Origin of the sequence: Leptospira andrefontaineae (assembly GCF_004770105.1) — a bacterium.
GTDB classification, from domain to species: Bacteria; Spirochaetota; Leptospiria; order Leptospirales; family Leptospiraceae; genus Leptospira_B; species Leptospira_B andrefontaineae.
Genome location: NZ_RQEY01000010.1, coordinates 382,495 through 400,232, shown reverse-complemented (window position 1 = coordinate 400,232; position 17,738 = coordinate 382,495). Strand labels below are relative to the sequence as shown.

The window sequence follows — 17,738 nt, the reverse complement described above, 5'->3', positions numbered from 1 at the left end:
GGATTGTCTTTGGGAGTAGAATTCAAAATCCAAACGTCTATTAATGAATGCACCTCTTTCACGTTAGGTCTTATGTAATCCTAACCGCATTTTTTTTAGGTATATTTTGGAGTTGTGGATCTTACGAGGGAATAAACGACTCCGATTTCTTCCAAACTTCTTTGGACGCAAAGGAAACGGAAAAAATCTGGTTTGCGACTTCTCTCCAAGAAAACCCGGAAGTTTCTAAAACGGATATTCCGTGGAAACAATCCGAATCTAAATGGAAAAGGATATCCGTTCCTTCGAATATTTCTCCTGATTTTGTTGGGAAGAAGGAAGTTTGGATCGGCAGAGTTATCCAATTTCCCAAGGTCCCGACTCTTTCTTATTCTCTTAGGTTAGGCGCAATTTCCGATTCGGATCTTGTTTATTGGAATGGGGTGCTGATCGGAAATACTGGAGATCCTAAAAAACTTTCTCCCCAAGCATACGATAAGGTCAGGATTTATGAAATTCCTTCCGGGAAAATAGTAAAAGGGGATAACATTCTTCTTGTGAGGATCTCTCGATATTTTTCGGGAGAATTGGGAATTGTAAAAGACCACACTTCTATTGGTCCTAGTTCTATTATCAGAAAGGAATATTATCTAAGGTCGATGTTGGATCTATTATTCCTTGCTGCTTATGCTACAGTAGCAGTTTATTTTCTATTTCTATATTTGAGAAAGTCCCAAGGGATCTCACATCTTTACTTTTCCGTTTTTGTACTATTATTGGTAGTTTATCTGTTTAACCGGAACCAACTCAAATATGAGTTAGGCGTCCCTCTTTCGATATTAAAAAGAGCCGAATACTCCTTTATGTACGCGGCATTCGTATTTTATTATCTGTTTCACTTAACGTATTTCCCTCGTTCAGAGTCCAGGTTCGGTAAAATCCTGGAAAAAGTTGGAATAGGCGCCTCTCTTTTGCTTGTCTTTTGGATCCCTTTACTTTGGTTTTTTTCCAATGGAGAAATCTGGACTTTTGCAAACAAAAAAATCGTACAACCTTTCATATTTCCCGTTTTGGTTTTTGTGGGAGTTTGGATCCAGATTTCCAATATTGTAAAAGGAAATCGAGACGCGGTTTATATGGGAGCAGGATTCGTCGCAGTCGTTTTTGGTACAATACTGGATATGTTTGCTTCCCAAGGGATCTTAAATATCCCAAGTGTCACTAATTTTACATTTTTCTTATATATAGTTTCTCTGGCATTCGTGCTCGCGAATAGAATGGTTAGGCTCCAAGCAGAGGTTTTGGATTTAAATCGGAATTTGGAAGGGAAGGTGCAGCTTAGGACCGAAGAACTTTCGAATACTTTAGATACTGTCAGAGATTTGAAAGAGCAGCAGGACGGGGATTATTATCTTACATCTATACTTCTTAAACCTTTAGGAGGTAACCGACATCTAGAAAGTTCCGTGAAAGTAGAGATTATGGAAAAACAGAAGAAGTCTTTCCTATTTCGTCAAAGGACTGGTGAATTGGGAGGAGATATCTGTGCTTCTTATGACATAGTACTTCGTAATAAAAAATATATCGCAGTACTAAACGGAGACGCCATGGGTAAATCAATGCAGGGCGCAGGAGGAGCTATCGTACTTGGAACCGTATTCAAGTCTGTCGTCTCTAGGACAAATGTCCATTCGGTAAGTTCCGATACAACTCCTGAAAAATGGTTACAAGGATGTTTTCTGGAATTACAATCGGTGTTTGTATCTTTCGACGGAACGATGGCTGTTTCTTTATCCATGGGGCTAATAGAAGAAGATACCGGCGTATTTTACTATGTGGTTGCTGAACACCCTAAGCCTGTTTTATACAGAGATGGGGTTGCAGAATTTATAGATCCTCCTACACAAATTTTCAAAGTAGGATATGAGAATGTGGAATCGGAATTTGCAGTCGGCGTATTTCGAATGAGAAACGGAGACAGTATATTTTTCGGCTCCGATGGAAGAGATGATTTGCTTATTGGCAAAAACTCGGACGGTTCTCGGATCATAAACGAGGATGAGAACGAATTTCTAAAACGAGTCCGAGAAGGAGAAGGGAGTCTGAAAAAAATTTATGATTCAGTAATTTCCTTCGGGGAATTGACGGATGATTTTAGTCTTTTGTCCGTATCTTACGATTCAGAATCGATAGATTCGGATTCTTCTTTGCGAAGAAATGCCATCCAAGCGTATAAAAGAAAAGATTATTCTAGGGCTTCGGATGCAGTCTCCGAATATTTAGAAAATTCCCCAGAAGACACGGACGCATTATTACTTGCCTGCATATTTTTTAGAAAGGACGGCTCTATTTCAAAAGCGATAGAATTTGGAGAAAGATACAGACTTCGAAAACCTTTCGATCATTCCGGAAAACTAGCTTTAGCCAAGGCTTACAAAAAAGGAGGGAATGAAGAAAGAGCCGCATTTCTGATGAAAGACGCGGCTCCTTTATGATTAAGACTTTTTAGGGACTTCACTTCCTTTGATAAAAGCCGGTCTTGCTCCTAATTTTTCTTCCCATGCTTTGAGTTTTGGATAATCGTCGAGTGAAAGATCAATATATGATCTTGCTTTTACCCAAGGCCAGGTGGCGATATCCGCAATACTCAATTCACTTCCTGCAAGGTATTCTGATTCTTTAAGGCGTCTTTCCAAAACGGAATATAGGCGTTTTGTTTCATCTATATAACGGTTCATTGCGTAAGGAATTCTTTCGGGAGCAAACTTAACGAAGTGATTTGCCTGTCCTTGCATAGGGCCGACTCCACCCATTTGGAACATGAGCCATTGGATTGCAGTAGATCTTTCTTTTGGATCCTTAGGTAAAAATTTTCCGTATTTTTCTGCGAGATAGATCAGAATGGCTCCCGATTCAAAAACCGGAAAATCCCCATTGTCTTTGTCTACAATGGCAGGGATCCTGCCGTTCGGATTGATTTTTAGATACCATTCTTCTTTTTGTTCTAATTTGCTGAAGTCGATTGGATGTACTGTATAAGGGATCCCTAATTCTTCTAACATAATAGAAGCTTTTTTTCCGTTAGGCGTCCCTGCGGTATATAATTCGATCAAATGAATCTCCTTTGATTCGGCCGGAAAGGTCCGGATATGGTTTGGACTTTAGTTTTTAGACTTTTGGCAGGATTCTTTTGGAACAAATCCTTTTATTTTTACGAAAGAATCTTGTGATCAGGCTAAAAATACGGAATGTATGATATGTCCGGACAGTAGTAGCATACTCAAAATTCCAAGATCGTATGCGATATTTCTCCAGGGTTGTTTATGAAGAAAATAAAAAATCGCATGAAGTATTCTGGAAACTATAAATATCCCGGAATAGATTATAGTCCCCTCGTGCCAGCTATAAGTCTGAATATATCCGATCAGCAAGAATAAGAAAATTGGAATATTCTCCAAATCGTTCCTGAATACTCCATTAGCAGTGGCGACTATCGTATGATCGTCTGTGGCCGGAAATGAATTGGTAAAAAATTCTGCGTCTTCTTTCCAACGAAATGTTTTGGTTTTGATCCGGACCAGACCCTGAACGATGGAAGTGGAAAGTAATTTTAAAAACAGAAGTACTGAGACGATCGCAAAGACCTGCCAAGAAGATTCCATCCTACACTCCTATATGCAAAGATTGACGGAGCATAGGATCGAACTTGAATCGGATTAATGCGAGCAAAAAATAAACTTACTCGGATTTCAATTTCTCTTTTTTGAGTCGTTTCCTGATTTCTTTTCCTCGTTTTTGGTTCTCTTCCAGAACTTTCAGAATGATATCCACAGGAAATGCGGTGCCTTGGAACATTCTTGAGAAAACTCGATCAGGCATATCATACCAACGAGCCTTAGAGGAAAGGAGAAGTTCGCCTGTCTTTTTCAAATGTACAGTTCCTTTTGTGTAAAGTCTTCTGCGTCTTACCATTGTGACCCAGCAACGGACTTCTAACTCTTCTCCTAAAGGACATGCCTTATAATAGCGCATATACAATTGGTCGGTCATTACGAAATGACCTAAATGAAAACATAAAACACCTTGTGCCTCATCCAATAGAGTCGCGAGTGCTCCTCCGTGAGCATAACCTGGTGCTCCTTCAAAATCCTTTTCGATTGTCCAAGCGAAACGGACTTCTCCGCTAGGCTCATGAAAAGGAAAGCTTGCGTGTAAGCCTCTTTTATTTTCCGGTCCACAACCGAAACAATTCTTATGATGCCAGTCTTGTCCATTCTGGCTGGCTTTGATATGTGTATAAATGTCTTCCGCAGTCATCTGATTCTAGTACCATAGAAAAATTCCAAGTATACCTAACAAGAACGAAATTCGAGATAAGACTGTAACGAACAGTGTATTTGTTTTGCTCCCGAACTGATAGTCCGTTTCTAAATTTGATTTATTGATAAGCATTTAATTGCGGGCTTCAAGAGCCTGACCTTTAGGGCAGGCTCTTATAGGAAGAAGGCTCAAATTCTTCTTCAAATCCCTTGACCGATTCCTGGCAGTTTATAATCTCATTTCCGTTGAGGAGTGACTGATGAAAGCCGCAGTATTAGAATCCGGAAAAAAAAATTTGATCATCAAAGAGGTTCCGATCCCCCATCTCGGACCGGAACAAGCTAAGGTAAGGATCAAAGCGTGCGGCATTTGCGGTTCCGATCTACATTTAGTATTACATGGAACCTTAAAGTGTAAACATTATCCTCAGATCCCGGGACATGAAGCTTCCGGTGTAGTAGAAGAAGTCGGAGAAAAAGTCACTCGTATCAAAAAAGGAGACAGAGTGGTGATTGCTGCAGGAACAAGCTGTGGCATATGTGCTCATTGTCTTGCTGGAAGAGAAAATCTTTGCAAAGAGATCGGAGTATTCGGTTTTGATAGAGAAGGTAGTTTCGCAGAATATAATATAGTTGAAGAGCGTTATCTATACCCTTTACCGGATTCGGTTCCTTTCGAACAGGGTGCAATTTTAGCGGACGCAGTTTCTACTCCTTATAATGCGATCAAGTTCAGAGGAAAAATTCAAGACGGGGATAATGTCGCCATCTTCGGATGTGGTGGACTTGGAATTCATGGAGTAGTGATCGCAAGAGCCTTGACTAAAGGTAAAGTAATCGCTTTGGATGTGGATAGGGGAGCACTCGAAAATGCTACAGCTTATGGTGCAGACGAAGTAGTAAATCTAAGAGATATAAAAAATCCGGGTAAAACTTTAAAGGAAATTTGCAAAGGAGGAGTGGATCTTCTCGCAGACTTTTCCGGAAGAATGACAAATATAGAAGAGTCACTTCGTGCAATGAATCCTGGAGGAAGAATGGTGCTTGTAGGTATCGGAAGAGAGCCTTTAAAGTTTTCCATCCCATTCTCCATTATAGAAAAGCAGATCACTGTTGCAGGTTCTTACGGTTCAGATAGACGTGCTATCCCTGAATTGATAGATCTTTATGTGCAAGGAAAATTGAATCTTAGTAGATCGATTACGGACGTGAGAAAATTAGAGGACATTAACCAAAGTTTAGAAGATCTGGAAGACAGAAAAGGAAATCCGATCAGATTCGTAATCTCTCCTTAATTATTCTAAAAACGAACTTTGCTTGCTATCGTATCCGCTTCTTAAATCCTAACAGATAGATAGCTGATGTTTAAAGAATACTTACAATATGTACTTTCCAGAGGACAAATACGGTTCATAGTACTTGTCCGATCCGTTTTATTTTTATTAGTATTTAGTGCAATTCCTGCGATGCAAGCAGGAGGCGCAGTTGCGTTGGGTGGAGTTCTGATCATTTTAGGATTACTCGGAACTTATGTGGTAAACGGATTCGTGATCCGATCTGGAATGGATCCGGAAAAGCCTGTAGAATTTTCCAAATACTTTGTATTCTTACTTACCTTAGCTTTATTCTTAATCCTTTTCTTTTTGATCGTAGCTAGATTGATAGAACCTTTTTTAGGAACACAGTTACAAGAGTTTCTAAAGAAGCAGAGTACTGAACCAAACACTCCACTCCCTGCTGAATTTGTTCGATTCTATCTGATATTCGCATTTGTATTGGGACTTGTTCTGCATTTGATCCTACCCGTACTTTTTGCAAAATTAAGTTTGATCCAAGGATTGAAAGAATTACCGAACTCCATTAAACGTTCGGATTATATAGTCGCCGCTTGGACACCTTTCGTGATCATGTTCGTTCCGGATCTTTTAGTATCTCTTATTTCTAATTCGGAAGAGATGATGGTTTCGGTATTCGGGCAGATTTTACTGATTGTGATCTTCTTCTTTATGCTTACCTCGGATATTTTCCTGCAATACCCGACTTATTATTTGATTCGCACCGAGAAGAAGACCACTGAGGGTTCTGAGAATTCCTAAGCTTTTAGAAAGCTCATAGTATCTCTTAAACTTTTAGCAATATTTAATAGACCGGTCGCACTTCCTGCGATCTCCTCCGAGTTCGCAGCGCTATTCTGAACGGTGACAGAAATATTGGAAACCGCATTTGCAGTTTCAGAAATCGCCACTTTTTGTTCTTTAACGGAAGTCCTGATCTCCTCCGATTTAGAATCTACGTCGTTGACTGCAGTGATAATTGTCGCCTTCTTCTCTTGTTGTACTTTCATAGTAGAAACTATATTATCTGAAGAAAGTTTTATAAAAGAAAGACCTTCCAGAATTTCCGCATAAACTTTCACACAACTATCCACAAAGTTTTTGCCCGATTCTATTTCCTGATTGCTTGTGCGGATTAAACTTTCGATCGTTTTAGTGCTTTGGTCCGTTTGTTCTGCGAGCCTGGTTATCTCTTGTGCGACTACAGCAAATCCTTTACCGTGTTCTCCTGCTCTTGCCGCTTCTATCGCTGCGTTTAATGCGAGAAGATTTACTTTTTCGGAAATTTCCTGAATGATTGCAGTGATGGATCTCATTTCACCGGAGCTAGATTCAATTTTTATCATACTCTCGGAGAGACTCCCCATCGTTTTTTTACCTGCTTCCGTTTTAGTATACATATCCGAAATTTTTCCCAAGGAATCGGAAACCGAATCTCCTACCTTAGTAATCAAACTATCCAGCTCTTTCATTTCTCCGGAGAAGGAAAGAATGAGTTTGTACTGACCTTCTGCATTCGTAGTTACTTGTTCCATACCTGCGCTGATCTCTTCGACGGATGCGGAAATTTGTTCTACGGAAGCTGATTCACTTTGTGCATTTTCAGAAAGATATTCGCTGGATTTGGAAAGTTGCTCCGCAGCCACCAAAATAGATTCTGAAAAAGTTAAGATAGAAGAAAGCATCTCCTTTACTTTTGCCTGAAAATTCCGGAATACTAAGGATAGAAGGTAAAGTTCGTCTAAATTTAAAATGTCTTCCTCTACTTCAATAGGGTTAGTAAAATCCGCATCTCGGATGGAATTCCTAACTTGATTCAACCCTTTTACAAGTCGGATAGAAAATTTGATAGAAGCATACAAAATGTATACAAGTGTAAGTGCAGAAAGTGAAAGAAAGACTGCAAGACTAAATGCATATTCTGTTTCCGCTCTTTGGTAAATCCTTTCGGAGATAAGAAGCTGAACTGAGATCAGCTTTTCTATATTCCCCGCAACTGGATCAATCATAGAATACATCCTATGATCCGCAAAATTTCCCAAACCTTCTTTATCTTTTGCGACCATAAGAGCTCTTGCTTCTTCCACACTCTTGTCTGCGTCTGCAAAAAGTGGTTTTAGTTTCTCGATCAGTACGGTTTCTTCTTCTACCAAATGTGTTTGCAGGTAACTATTCCATTCCGACTTGATATCTTTCATCGCCTTGTCTAGGTTTTCGATCCCTTCTTCGTAAGTGAACGCTCCACTTCTGGTTTTGTGAACACAGTCTACGATGGAAATTGCGTAATGATCTGAGATTGTTTTTAATTGTTTTAAAGGAATTAATCTGTCGTTCCTGATCGTTTCTATATCATTGATCCTAGAAGCTGAATTGATGAGAGAAAGGGCCAATATAATTAAAAAAGGAATTAATACAGAAGAGAACAAGATCGCAAGTTTAGATTTTAAGCTTAGTCGCAAATACCATTTCATGAAAACACTCCGGGCGGGGAGTATAACATAGAACGCAATATAAATCGAGCAAATTAGAACGCTTCCACCAACTAAATGAGAAGATCGATTTTCATCCGGAAGAATTTATTTCCTATGGGATAATCCTTCTTCCTATCTAAACAAAAACGATTTCAGTATACGAAAATAGAATTTACCGGGTTGAAACAGCTATTAGTTATCTGATTTACCTTAACTTAGATCATTGTAGCGATTGCTATAGACTTGACAGGTACTGATTAGCGACTAATGTCGGAGATCAAGCCTCCTGGCTTTATATAATACGAACGTTATAAATAGGGAGAGGCGGTAATGAGCCTTCTGAAACAAAGAATAGAAAGAGAAAAAAAATCCGGGAAACTGCTACTCCGTGTATTGGTCCTCGCATTTGCGATCAGCGGGTCCGCACTGTCCTTATCCGCAGCGTTTTCTTTAAAACAAATCCCGGATTCAATCGGTCCAGATGGAAGAAATATCTCCAGACAGTTCTTCCAATTTTTGAAAACAGCAATCATCAAGAACAAGTACGATGGAAGAGCAGAAGGGTTTCATAAATACCTGGATCGTTCCTTGGAGAGATTCGAATTAAAAAATTTGTTTAATTCTGAATACATGAATAAGGATGAAAACGGGCAACATTTTGTTACCTATCGCGGAAGATTTGCGAACGATGGATACAAGGTAAGTCTTGAAACGATCCGTATGAAAGATGTTTCCATTCCTAGTTTCGGTGATTTTACCGCTGAGTTCGCATTAAAACATAATCCGAATCCTACTTATGGTGGGAATTCCTACTCGGGAAATTTGGATGTTCTAACTCATCTTGGGCCATTCACTCATAAACATGGATTGAGTGCGATGGATTCAGGATTACATTTTTTAGATGCGAATAATCTAAAATCTATCAACGCACCTGATACTACTTCTTTCAAAAAGATTAAGGACCCGGAAGCAAGAAAGGCGATCAACGATTTTACTGAATCTTTCCCGGCTCTTGCAAAGTTCATGGGTTATTATTTCGGTTTGGATTCTTTGTTGAAGGTCCAACAAGATGGAAAACTTCCTGGGGTTACAGCTTTTACATTCGAAGGGAATATTGAACAAACCTTGATGAGAGATTATCCGGATTTAGGTGATTATTTGGATGATATTAAATATTTAGGTTTTATTAAGTTAAGAATTGCTAATGTTTCCGGAAGATCCTTGGCGGAATTTGCAATAGAATCCAAAACAAGAGAGATCCGTTTCAAGTTTTTCACACTGAACGGCAAAGTTGTTCCTTATGATACAAAGGGAAATTTTTATCCTCAGGAATCTTTTACACTTAGCTCTCTTTCCGAATTTCCTTTTGTAGTGAAAGCAAGTTTAGAAGCGAACCTTTACGGTTTGATGCTGGAAAACAATGATGTTCAATTGCTCGGTAGATTTTCCAATACTGCAACTTCCGGTATCCTGAATTTAAAATTAACCAAGATAGAAGAATTCGATGTTAGCGGAGCTTTCGGATACTTTGCACCTTCCTGGGCGATCAATATATTCATTCCGGGAAATCTTCAGTCTATTATTTATGAATTCACTGAAACTTTAGTAAAAGCGAATAATGGAAAAGGGACCAGCATAGTATTAAGATGGGACAGAGATTCTTCTAAAACAACGATGAAGACCCATATAGAAACGGAGTTTTTGGATAATTTCTTTATCAGATTCGGATTAAAGATCTGGAACCATAAGGTTCTTCCGGACGAAGATGCTAAGGATGATATTAGAGCGGTTCTTTCCAAAACAATCGATCTATTATTAAAGGGAATTTAACACTTTACGGATCGAGATTTTTCGATCCGATTGTGAGAATTATGCAAACAAATCAATCCGTATCAATTAGCACTCGTATAGTCCAAGTCTGTTTGTTTTTAGCAGCAGCCATCGCAATTTTTGGCGGAAGTTTACAGATGTATTTGGGGGAACCTACAGTTAGCCCCAGGTTGGATAATATACATAGATTCATGGCCGGGATCTATTTATCGATGGGATTGATTTGTTTTTGGGCAGCTTATACGATTCGTGTGCAAAGAACTATAGTCTATCTAATTGCTTTAGGAATATTCATAGCTGCGCTTGGAAGAATACTATCTATCTCTATTGTCGGATTGCCTGAACCTCCCGCAGTTTGGATCGGTTATTTAACTCCTGAGATATTACTTCCTATCATTCTTGCAATCGCTCAATCTAGACGAAAAGAAATCCAATAAGAATAATTTTTAAGATGCTCGCTTGTATTAATATGCGGGCTTTTATCTTCTTTCCTTAAGATAATTTCCAAACATTCTCTTTTGCAGAATGTCCTTTCAGTCCACCTACCATTTCCTGACTTGCAAGATTCTTTAAAGTAAAAGTGCTTTTATAATGTAAATTAACTTCTTCCGTTGAAATAGAAAAAGGAGGACCTGCCATTTTAGTTTGGTCATACTCAAATGTGATCAGAAGTTGAGGAGCGTCATTTGTAATTTGAGTTAAATGTGAAGAATAACGAATACGGGTTTCTTGCGGAAGAGCCACGAAAGCTGCTCTATCGTAGACAGCATCCACTGGGCCTAAGACCTCTTTAGATAAATCGAATATATCTCCTACGAAGATATCTATACCGTTTGCACTGTATAGAGTGAGTTTACCTTCTTCGGAAATTTTAGGTTCTACGCCTAATTCTTGAAACAACTGCTGGATCGCCATTTCGGCGAGTTCTGCACCGGCGACTCTATACCCTTTAGAAAGAAACCAGGCTATATCTAAAGTTTTTCCACATAAAGGGATAAAAATGCGGCTATCTTTCGGTATAGAAAGTTCTTTGAAATATTTAAGAAGAAGCGGGTTTGCCTCACTTTCGTGGAAAGGAATATTATTTTCTTTCCATCTACTTAACCAAAAGTCTCTTTCCATTTGTAATTCCCTCTAGTTCGGACTCTATATATATTTGTAGGAGTTCCAACCCAAGGTATTTGTTTTAGAACATTTGGCAACAATTTAGACTAGGCAGGGTAAGTGAAAGAACTACTATAGCCGTCAAGCGTGACGAAAAGTCGGCTTGCATATGCGAACTTGCGCCCATGCTCGAGAATGCATCTGTGTCACCGAAGCTTCGCCAAGCCGCCCACACGTCCCCATTCTTTTATAAAATAACCATTATTTTATTCTAAACTTCTTCCAAACCTCGTATAGACCTTAATTTTCCGCCAAACAGCTACTACGCTTTATGTATTATTAAACGAATTATAAAAATAAAATATAAATTCTACTTGCAAGGGGTCTGTTTTTAGTCTCTTTAAATGGCGATGGAAATTTTTGTTTGGAAAGGCGATATCACCTCCATTCAAACGGATGCAGTGGTAAATGCTGCCAATTCTTCCTTATCGGGAGGAGGCGGGGTGGACGGTGCCATTCATAGGGTGGGCGGACCAAAAATCATGGAAGAATGTAGGATATTAAAGATCAAAAAATATCCGAATGGTCTTCCTACGGGACAATGTGTTCTTACTTCAGGAGGACAACTTTCTGCCAAATATGTGATCCATGCAGTAGGTCCAGTCTGGAAAGGTGGCGATTATCAGGAGGCTTCCCTTTTAGAAACGTGTTATAAAAATATTCTGCAACTGTCCTCGGATCGTGGGTTTGAGTCGATCGCAGTCCCTAGTATCAGCACAGGAATTTATGCGTATCCGAAAGAATTGGCTGCTCCGATTGCTATCAGAACTATTTTGGAGCATAAGGGCCAATTTCCTAGAAAGTTGATCTTTGTTTGTTTCGACCAGGAAACAAAAGATCTATATGAGGAAATTTTAAATCAATCCGGAATAAGTTTTAAGGAAGGAATTTCCTCCTTCTGATATTTTACAGACCAATTCCGGCTGCTTCTCCGCATGTGGTATATATATCCTGTTTTGGATCTAATGTATAAGATTCGTCTGATGTTGCTTTGCCTAAATTTATATTGATCGTGCTATTGAATAGATTTTTACTCACACAAGATCCGGAAGAATCATTACATTGAACGTTTGCAGGCGGGCTTGCGCCATTTGCTAAAGTATTGAGCCATGTGGCGAAATTAACTCCTCCACTTTTTAAGGAATACATATCATTATAAGTGGTGATTGTATGAACATCTCCGGGAGCTATATAATATCTGTAATTGGATTTAGTAGCCGCATCCTTCATTTTAGAAACTGCTTGTTTGGCCCAATCGCAACTAGTATAATCATTGGAGCTGGAAGAGTTTCCATCAGGCACGGAACTTCCGTCACTATCCCCGTAAATGATAGAATAAGATCTTCCTGCTTGGTACGGATCAGGAGTAGTAGCGGTCGAATAACTCAGCGCCGAATTATTGATCTTGTTGATTTGTCCCATCGTATGATAAAAAAATCTTTGGTTCCCGTCGAACAAAGCTGTGTATTGTCCGAGGATATCTCCAGAATATTCAGTAGCTACTTTTTTGAAGAAATCATTAATAGAAGGCGAACCACCGGTCGTATAATTTGCCGCGATCCCGTTCACCCAAATAGGAAGATTAGAATTAGAGAAACCGGTCCCACTCCCGATCCCATTTGTTTCTACTCCCCAAGAACTTTCGAGTAATGGGAAAAATGCCGGATTAGTTAAGGGATAAGCTGCTGTAGGAACTACTGCATTAGAAGCATCAGATAACATTCTTACCTGGGCGCCTGAATCGATTGTAGTTATTGTTTCTCGGATAATCGGATAATTTAATATAGCTCCATAACCTCCTGCACTTTGGCCGGTCACGAAAACTCGGTCTAATTGAGGATAGGTATTTTGTACAAATTTCAGGACAGAGATCACATTATCATAGCCATGATGTTTAATGGTCCCACTCGTATAAGTTTTGTCCTTACTTCCTATATGAAGATCTCCGGTGCAATAAGGGACAAATATTATATCATAATCTCTGAATGGATTCGCAGCCATAGATTGATCTATTACACCTTTGAATAAAAGATCTAAAGCAAAATCAGGTACAATATTTAACTGATTGAAATAAGTGACAGTATTACTTCCAAAACAGTTCGCATTGTCCCAACAGGCTCCTCCTCCCATAAAGTTGATCAGAAGTTTTTTATTATTTGCAGTTACAGTTTTTCTGAAAAAATAGAAGTTCACATTTCCTTCGGTTCCACTACATTTCGGATCAAAAGTCGCGGTATAAGTGTAAGGTGTGGCTTCATGATCCACCTGAGTGGTGAATGTTCCAGGTTCGGGGGTGATCCTTGTAAATGGGCTCGTGACCAGATCTACGATCAATGCAGTCGTAAGAAGTTCCGGTGTATTATCTTTTTCTTTGGTACAGTATATTTGAGAGAATAATAGGAGGATCGTTATCAGTCGTAGTTTCATAAAAGCCTGATACCGCCCTGAAAAGGAAGATATCAGCTCTATTTTATTCCCGCTTTATAGAATGTCAAGGACCGAAGCAGGTCTCATAAAGATCTTTATTTGCGTCAAATGAGTCCTGAGAGGTCGCTCTGCCTAGCGTATTGTTTAAAGAATTAGCCCCAAAATTTTTATCAGTGCATGGATGCGAGCCTGAACCTAGAGAACAATCTACATCCGTAGGAGTTCCTACATTCGAAACTATAGATTTCAGCCATGTGTTAAAATTTACACCATTGCTTACAAGCTCATACATTGTATCACTCATAGTGATTGTATGAATATCTCCAGGAGCTCTGTAGAAATAATATTTAGAACCTACAGTATTATTCATCGCATTATTTGCGTTGATTGCCCAGTTACAATTGGAAGGGGTATTCGAACCGTTATCTGGAAGGTCCGGCACATCCCGAGCATCTCCAGGTCCGAAATAAGAACTGGAATCCGAATAAGAAGGAGATTCTGAGTCAATGATGCCCATTACATTGAAGAACCATCTTTGAGTGGAATCGAATGCCGCAGTATATTGTCCTATGACATCATCCTGATACGCATCTGCGATCTTACCGATATAATCTTGGATAGAAGGAGTTCCGGTTGTCAAATAGTTGGAACCTACTACCCAGTCCGGGATATTCGGTCCGCTTCCCCATTGGGTATTTACTATGCCGGAAAAAAATCCATCAATTACGGCTCCGTTAGAAGCATCCGCTACTAAACTCATCTTGTTGAAGCTTGGGAATTTTGTGCTATCGGAGAATACTGCACGAATATGAGGATAATTTAATACTGCTCCGTAACCCCCGGCGCTTTGTCCTGCGACCACTACGTCTGTGACTTGAGTATAATTCGATTGGATATATTTTAAGACTGAAAGAACATTATCATGTCCTCTATGACTATAAACAACAGGATCGGATGAAACATAAGGATCGTCATAATCGGGTACATCTCTGGAGCCTATATGAAGATCTCCTGTGCAATACGGAATAAAAAGAACATCATAATTTTTTAATGGATTAGAGGAATTTTCCGCATCCAAGATCCCCTTGAAAGCGACCTTGATAAATAGGTCAGGCACGGCGTTTAAGAAATTGAAAAATGTAGTGGTATTCTTTCCGAAACAGTTCGCATTATCCCAACAAGCTCCTCCTCCCATAAAGTTGATGAGCAATTTTTTATTATTCGCAGAAACAGATTTTCGGAAGAAATAGAACTTAGTGTTTCCTTCATTTCCGAAACATTTTGGGGAATACGATCTCCCCGGGCTTTGGTAGCTGGCATTAGTATTCGGGATTATGATAGTATCCTCTGTGGGAGGGGTGATCCTTTCGTAAGGATTATAAAGAACTTCTGCTAAAACTGCTCCTGTGAGAGCTTTTGTATTGTCCGGTTCATCTTTTTTACATCCGATAAAAAATAGCATCAGAATCAAAAATAAGAGAGATAGGTTTTTAGCCTGCATTCGTTTCATCCCAGTTATAGAAAACAGTCGAAATGTTTTTATATTTCATATTTAGACTGACGTAATTCCTTAAAGATTCAAGCCCTTTTCCTTGTCGAAGAAAAAGAAAGATTTGAGTACTAGGAGCGAGCCCAGAAACTGGAATCGGTCCGATTATTTTTTAAATCGAAGGTGAAACGTGGATCTTTTTGATGATATAGGCGAAGTTGAAGGAAGTATCATACCGGTAGACTCCATTCTTCCTCCCGAATTATTCTTAGTGCCTATCAAAACCAGACCGGTATTTCCCGGGATCATCACTCCTCTGATCGTTCCAGGGGGAAAATTTGCAAAAGCTGTAGATGAGGCCTTAAAAGGAAATTCTTTCATCGGGCTTGTTCTTCTCAAGGATGAGGAGAACGAAAAAAAGACGGAAGAAAATATCTACGATTTCGGTGTAGTTGCTAAGATCTTGAAGAAGGTAAATCTTCCTGACGGTGCGGTAAATATACTGATCAACACTGTTCGCAGATTTAAGGTGGAATCTTTTACTTCCGTAGAACCTTTATTGATCGCAAAAGTACATTATCCCGAAGAAGAGCCGGGTGCTTCTAAAAATACGATCAAGGCTATGATGAGAACCCTGCTAATTATGACCAGGGAACTCGCTCAGAATAACCCTCTTTTTACGGAAGAGATGAAACTTACAATGCTGAATGTGAATGAGCCTGGTAAGATGGCTGATTTTGTATGCAGTATTTTGAATATAGAAAAAGAAGATTATCAATCCGTCATAGAATCCGTAAATCTAAAAGATAGGATCGAAAAGGTCCTGCTTTATCTGAAAAAGGAAATCGATCTAGTCAGTCTCCAAAGAGAGATCCAGGAAAATATCCAGGACAAAATTGATAAACAACAGAGACAGTTTTTCTTAAGAGAACAGTTAAAAGCCATTCAGGCGGAACTTGGTCAGAAAGAAGGTAAATACGAAAAGAAGTATGAAAAGTTCTTAGAAAGACTAAAGGGTATCCCGGCAGATCCGGAAGTGATAGAAGAAGTAGAACGTGAAATGGATAAGTTCTTCTACACGGATCAAAATACTGCAGATTATAATGTTATCCGAAATTATTTAGACATCATGGAAAGTCTTCCTTGGGAAGCTGCTCCTTCTCGTGAAATAGATCTAGAAAAAGCCAGAAAAACTTTAGATAGAGATCATTATAAACTGGATGATGTAAAAGAGAGAATCTTAGAATTTCTGGCCGTGAAGAAGTTAAAGCCGACTGAAAAAGGTTCCATTCTACTTTTGGTTGGACCTCCTGGGGTTGGAAAAACTTCTATCGCTAAATCTATCGCGGAAGCAATGGGCAGAAAGTTTTTTAGATTTTCCGTAGGTGGGATGAGAGATGAGGCAGAGATCAAAGGACACCGTAGGACTTATATTGGTGCTATGCCTGGTAAGATCATCACTGCATTAAGAATTACTAAAGAAAAAGATTCCGTAATTCTTTTAGATGAGATAGATAAACTTGGCCTCGGAATGCAAGGTGATCCTGCGGCCGCTCTTTTGGAAGTTCTAGATCCGGAACAGAATAAAACTTTTAGAGATCATTATTTAGATCTTCCTTTTGATCTTTCTTCTGTATTCTTTATCGCGACAGCAAACACTTTAGATTCTATCAGTAGAATACTCTTGGATCGTATGGAAGTGATCAGTCTTTCCGGTTATATCACGGATGAGAAGGTCCAGATCTTTAATAAACATTTATGGAAGAAGGTTCTGGAGAAAAACGGAATAGAACCATACGGGATCCAGATCGATAAAAAATCTGTTGTATCTCTGATTGATCATTATTCCAGAGAATCTGGAGTAAGAGGTCTTGAAAAACAATCCGACAAACTTGCAAGAAAACTAGCTTTTCAGATCGTAAAAGGGGAATCGTATCCGAAACACATTCAGCCTAAGGATGTGGAAAAACTTTTGGGAGTTCCTAAATATACGGATGATAGGATGACTAAACCTACCGTTCCTGGAACCGCTTTAGGGCTTGCTTGGACTTCTGTAGGAGGTGCAACATTACTTATCGAGGCAGTATTCGTAAAAGGAAAAGGCGGAATACTTCTGACAGGAATGATAGGGAAATCAATGGAGGAATCTTCCAGTATTGCTCTTAGCTATATTAAGAATTTATTAGGTAACGAAGAGTTATTCAACGAAAAAACAATCCACCTGCATGTTCCTGACGGCGCGACTCCAAAAGACGGACCAAGTGCGGGGATCACAATGGCAACCACCATTCTTTCCTTGGTGTTAAATAAAAGGATCAAGCTTGGATTCGGTATGACTGGAGAATTAACTTTGACGGGAGAAGTTTTAGCCATCGGTGGCTTGAGAGAAAAGATCGTGGCTGCAAAAAGAGTCGGGGTCCATAAGATCATTTTCCCTTCCGATAATCGACCTCAGTTAGACGAAATACCTGATTATGTGAAGAAGGGAATGGAATTCTTTCCAGTTACTAGATTCGAAGAGGTTGCTCAAATTTTATTCGAACCTAAAACGATCGATGGAATTTTAAAACCTAAAACGGAACAGGTTGCAATCGCTAAGAAGACAAAAGTCTCTCCCAAAAAGAAGGCTGCTGCTCGCAAGAAGAAGTAAATCTTCTATATTTGCCCGTTTATGGCGGGTCCTTAAGTAGATCAAAATAATTTGCTTTTTAGGACCCGTTTCCGA

General features: G+C 39.3%; 14 protein-coding genes. 7 read left to right on the top strand and 7 right to left on the bottom strand.

Going from position 1 to position 17,738, the window contains the following annotated elements; translation table 11 throughout:
• Nucleotides 1–47: 47 nt before the first annotated feature.
• Nucleotides 48–2,474: a SpoIIE family protein phosphatase gene (locus tag EHO65_RS06630; RefSeq protein ID WP_135773344.1), complete on the top strand. Its 2,427-nt coding sequence runs from the start codon at nucleotides 48–50 to the stop codon at nucleotides 2,472–2,474.
• Here the strand turns inward: EHO65_RS06630 and EHO65_RS06625 are convergent, their stop codons facing one another.
• The 3 genes from EHO65_RS06625 to EHO65_RS06615 all read right to left on the bottom strand — a co-directional run bounded on the left by EHO65_RS06625 (nucleotide 2,475) and on the right by EHO65_RS06615 (nucleotide 4,296).
• Nucleotides 2,475–3,092, bottom strand: coding sequence for a glutathione S-transferase family protein (locus tag EHO65_RS06625; RefSeq protein ID WP_135773343.1), 618 nt, complete (start codon nucleotides 3,090–3,092; stop codon nucleotides 2,475–2,477).
• Nucleotides 3,093–3,209: 117 nt separating this feature from the next.
• Entirely contained in the window at nucleotides 3,210–3,641 is a 432-nt protein-coding gene (locus tag EHO65_RS06620) for an MAPEG family protein (RefSeq protein ID WP_135773342.1), read from the bottom strand.
• 76 nt (nucleotides 3,642–3,717) lie between these two features.
• The gene (locus EHO65_RS06615) at nucleotides 3,718–4,296 is read right to left on the bottom strand and encodes a PaaI family thioesterase (protein WP_135773341.1); all 579 of its coding nucleotides are present in this window, start codon (nucleotides 4,294–4,296) and stop codon (nucleotides 3,718–3,720) included.
• Between the two features lie 262 nt (nucleotides 4,297–4,558).
• On the opposite strand from EHO65_RS06615, the gene EHO65_RS06610 reads away from it, so the two are divergent.
• Nucleotides 4,559–5,593: a zinc-binding dehydrogenase gene (locus EHO65_RS06610; protein ID WP_135773340.1), complete on the top strand. Its 1,035-nt coding sequence runs from the start codon at nucleotides 4,559–4,561 to the stop codon at nucleotides 5,591–5,593.
• A 66-nt stretch (nucleotides 5,594–5,659) separates the two neighbouring features.
• A complete protein-coding gene (locus EHO65_RS06605; protein ID WP_135773339.1) occupies nucleotides 5,660–6,394 on the top strand; it encodes a hypothetical protein in 735 nt (244 codons plus the stop codon).
• Here the strand turns inward: EHO65_RS06605 and EHO65_RS06600 are convergent.
• Nucleotides 6,391–8,103: a methyl-accepting chemotaxis protein gene (locus tag EHO65_RS06600; RefSeq protein WP_135773338.1), complete on the bottom strand. Its 1,713-nt coding sequence runs from the start codon at nucleotides 8,101–8,103 to the stop codon at nucleotides 6,391–6,393. The two genes, EHO65_RS06605 and EHO65_RS06600, sit on opposite strands and share 4 nt — an antisense overlap.
• 330 nt (nucleotides 8,104–8,433) lie before the next feature.
• Between EHO65_RS06600 and EHO65_RS06595 the strand changes: the two genes are divergently transcribed.
• Nucleotides 8,434–9,933 carry a hypothetical protein gene (locus EHO65_RS06595; protein WP_135773337.1) on the top strand — a complete coding sequence of 500 codons (1,500 nt, stop codon included), beginning with the start codon at nucleotides 8,434–8,436 and terminating at the stop codon, nucleotides 9,931–9,933.
• A 41-nt stretch (nucleotides 9,934–9,974) separates the two neighbouring features.
• Entirely contained in the window at nucleotides 9,975–10,370 is a 396-nt protein-coding gene (locus EHO65_RS06590) for a DUF4345 domain-containing protein (RefSeq protein ID WP_135773336.1), read from the top strand.
• Between the two features lie 55 nt (nucleotides 10,371–10,425).
• On the opposite strand, the gene tmpT is transcribed toward EHO65_RS06590, so the two are convergent.
• A complete protein-coding gene (gene tmpT, locus EHO65_RS06585) occupies nucleotides 10,426–11,055 on the bottom strand; it encodes a thiopurine S-methyltransferase (protein WP_135773335.1) in 630 nt (209 codons plus the stop codon).
• A gap of 386 nt (nucleotides 11,056–11,441) precedes the next feature.
• Here tmpT and EHO65_RS06580 point away from each other — a divergent pair, with 386 nt between their 5' ends.
• Nucleotides 11,442–11,999 (top strand): O-acetyl-ADP-ribose deacetylase, encoded by a 558-nt coding sequence (locus tag EHO65_RS06580; RefSeq protein WP_135773334.1) that lies wholly within the window; start codon nucleotides 11,442–11,444, stop codon nucleotides 11,997–11,999.
• Nucleotides 12,000–12,003: 4 nt separating this feature from the next.
• Here the strand turns inward: EHO65_RS06580 and EHO65_RS06575 are convergent, their stop codons facing one another.
• On the bottom strand, nucleotides 12,004–13,524 hold the full coding sequence (locus tag EHO65_RS06575) for a pectin acetylesterase-family hydrolase (RefSeq protein ID WP_135773333.1): 1,521 nt from the start codon (nucleotides 13,522–13,524) through the stop codon (nucleotides 12,004–12,006).
• A 64-nt stretch (nucleotides 13,525–13,588) separates the two neighbouring features.
• Nucleotides 13,589–15,025 carry a pectin acetylesterase-family hydrolase gene (locus EHO65_RS06570; RefSeq protein ID WP_135773332.1) on the bottom strand — a complete coding sequence of 479 codons (1,437 nt, stop codon included), beginning with the start codon at nucleotides 15,023–15,025 and terminating at the stop codon, nucleotides 13,589–13,591.
• Nucleotides 15,026–15,203: 178 nt separating this feature from the next.
• Here EHO65_RS06570 and lon point away from each other — a divergent pair, with 178 nt between their 5' ends.
• The gene (lon, locus tag EHO65_RS06565; protein ID WP_135773331.1) at nucleotides 15,204–17,663 is read left to right on the top strand and encodes an endopeptidase La; all 2,460 of its coding nucleotides are present in this window, start codon (nucleotides 15,204–15,206) and stop codon (nucleotides 17,661–17,663) included.
• The last annotated feature ends 75 nt before the right edge of the window (nucleotides 17,664–17,738 follow it).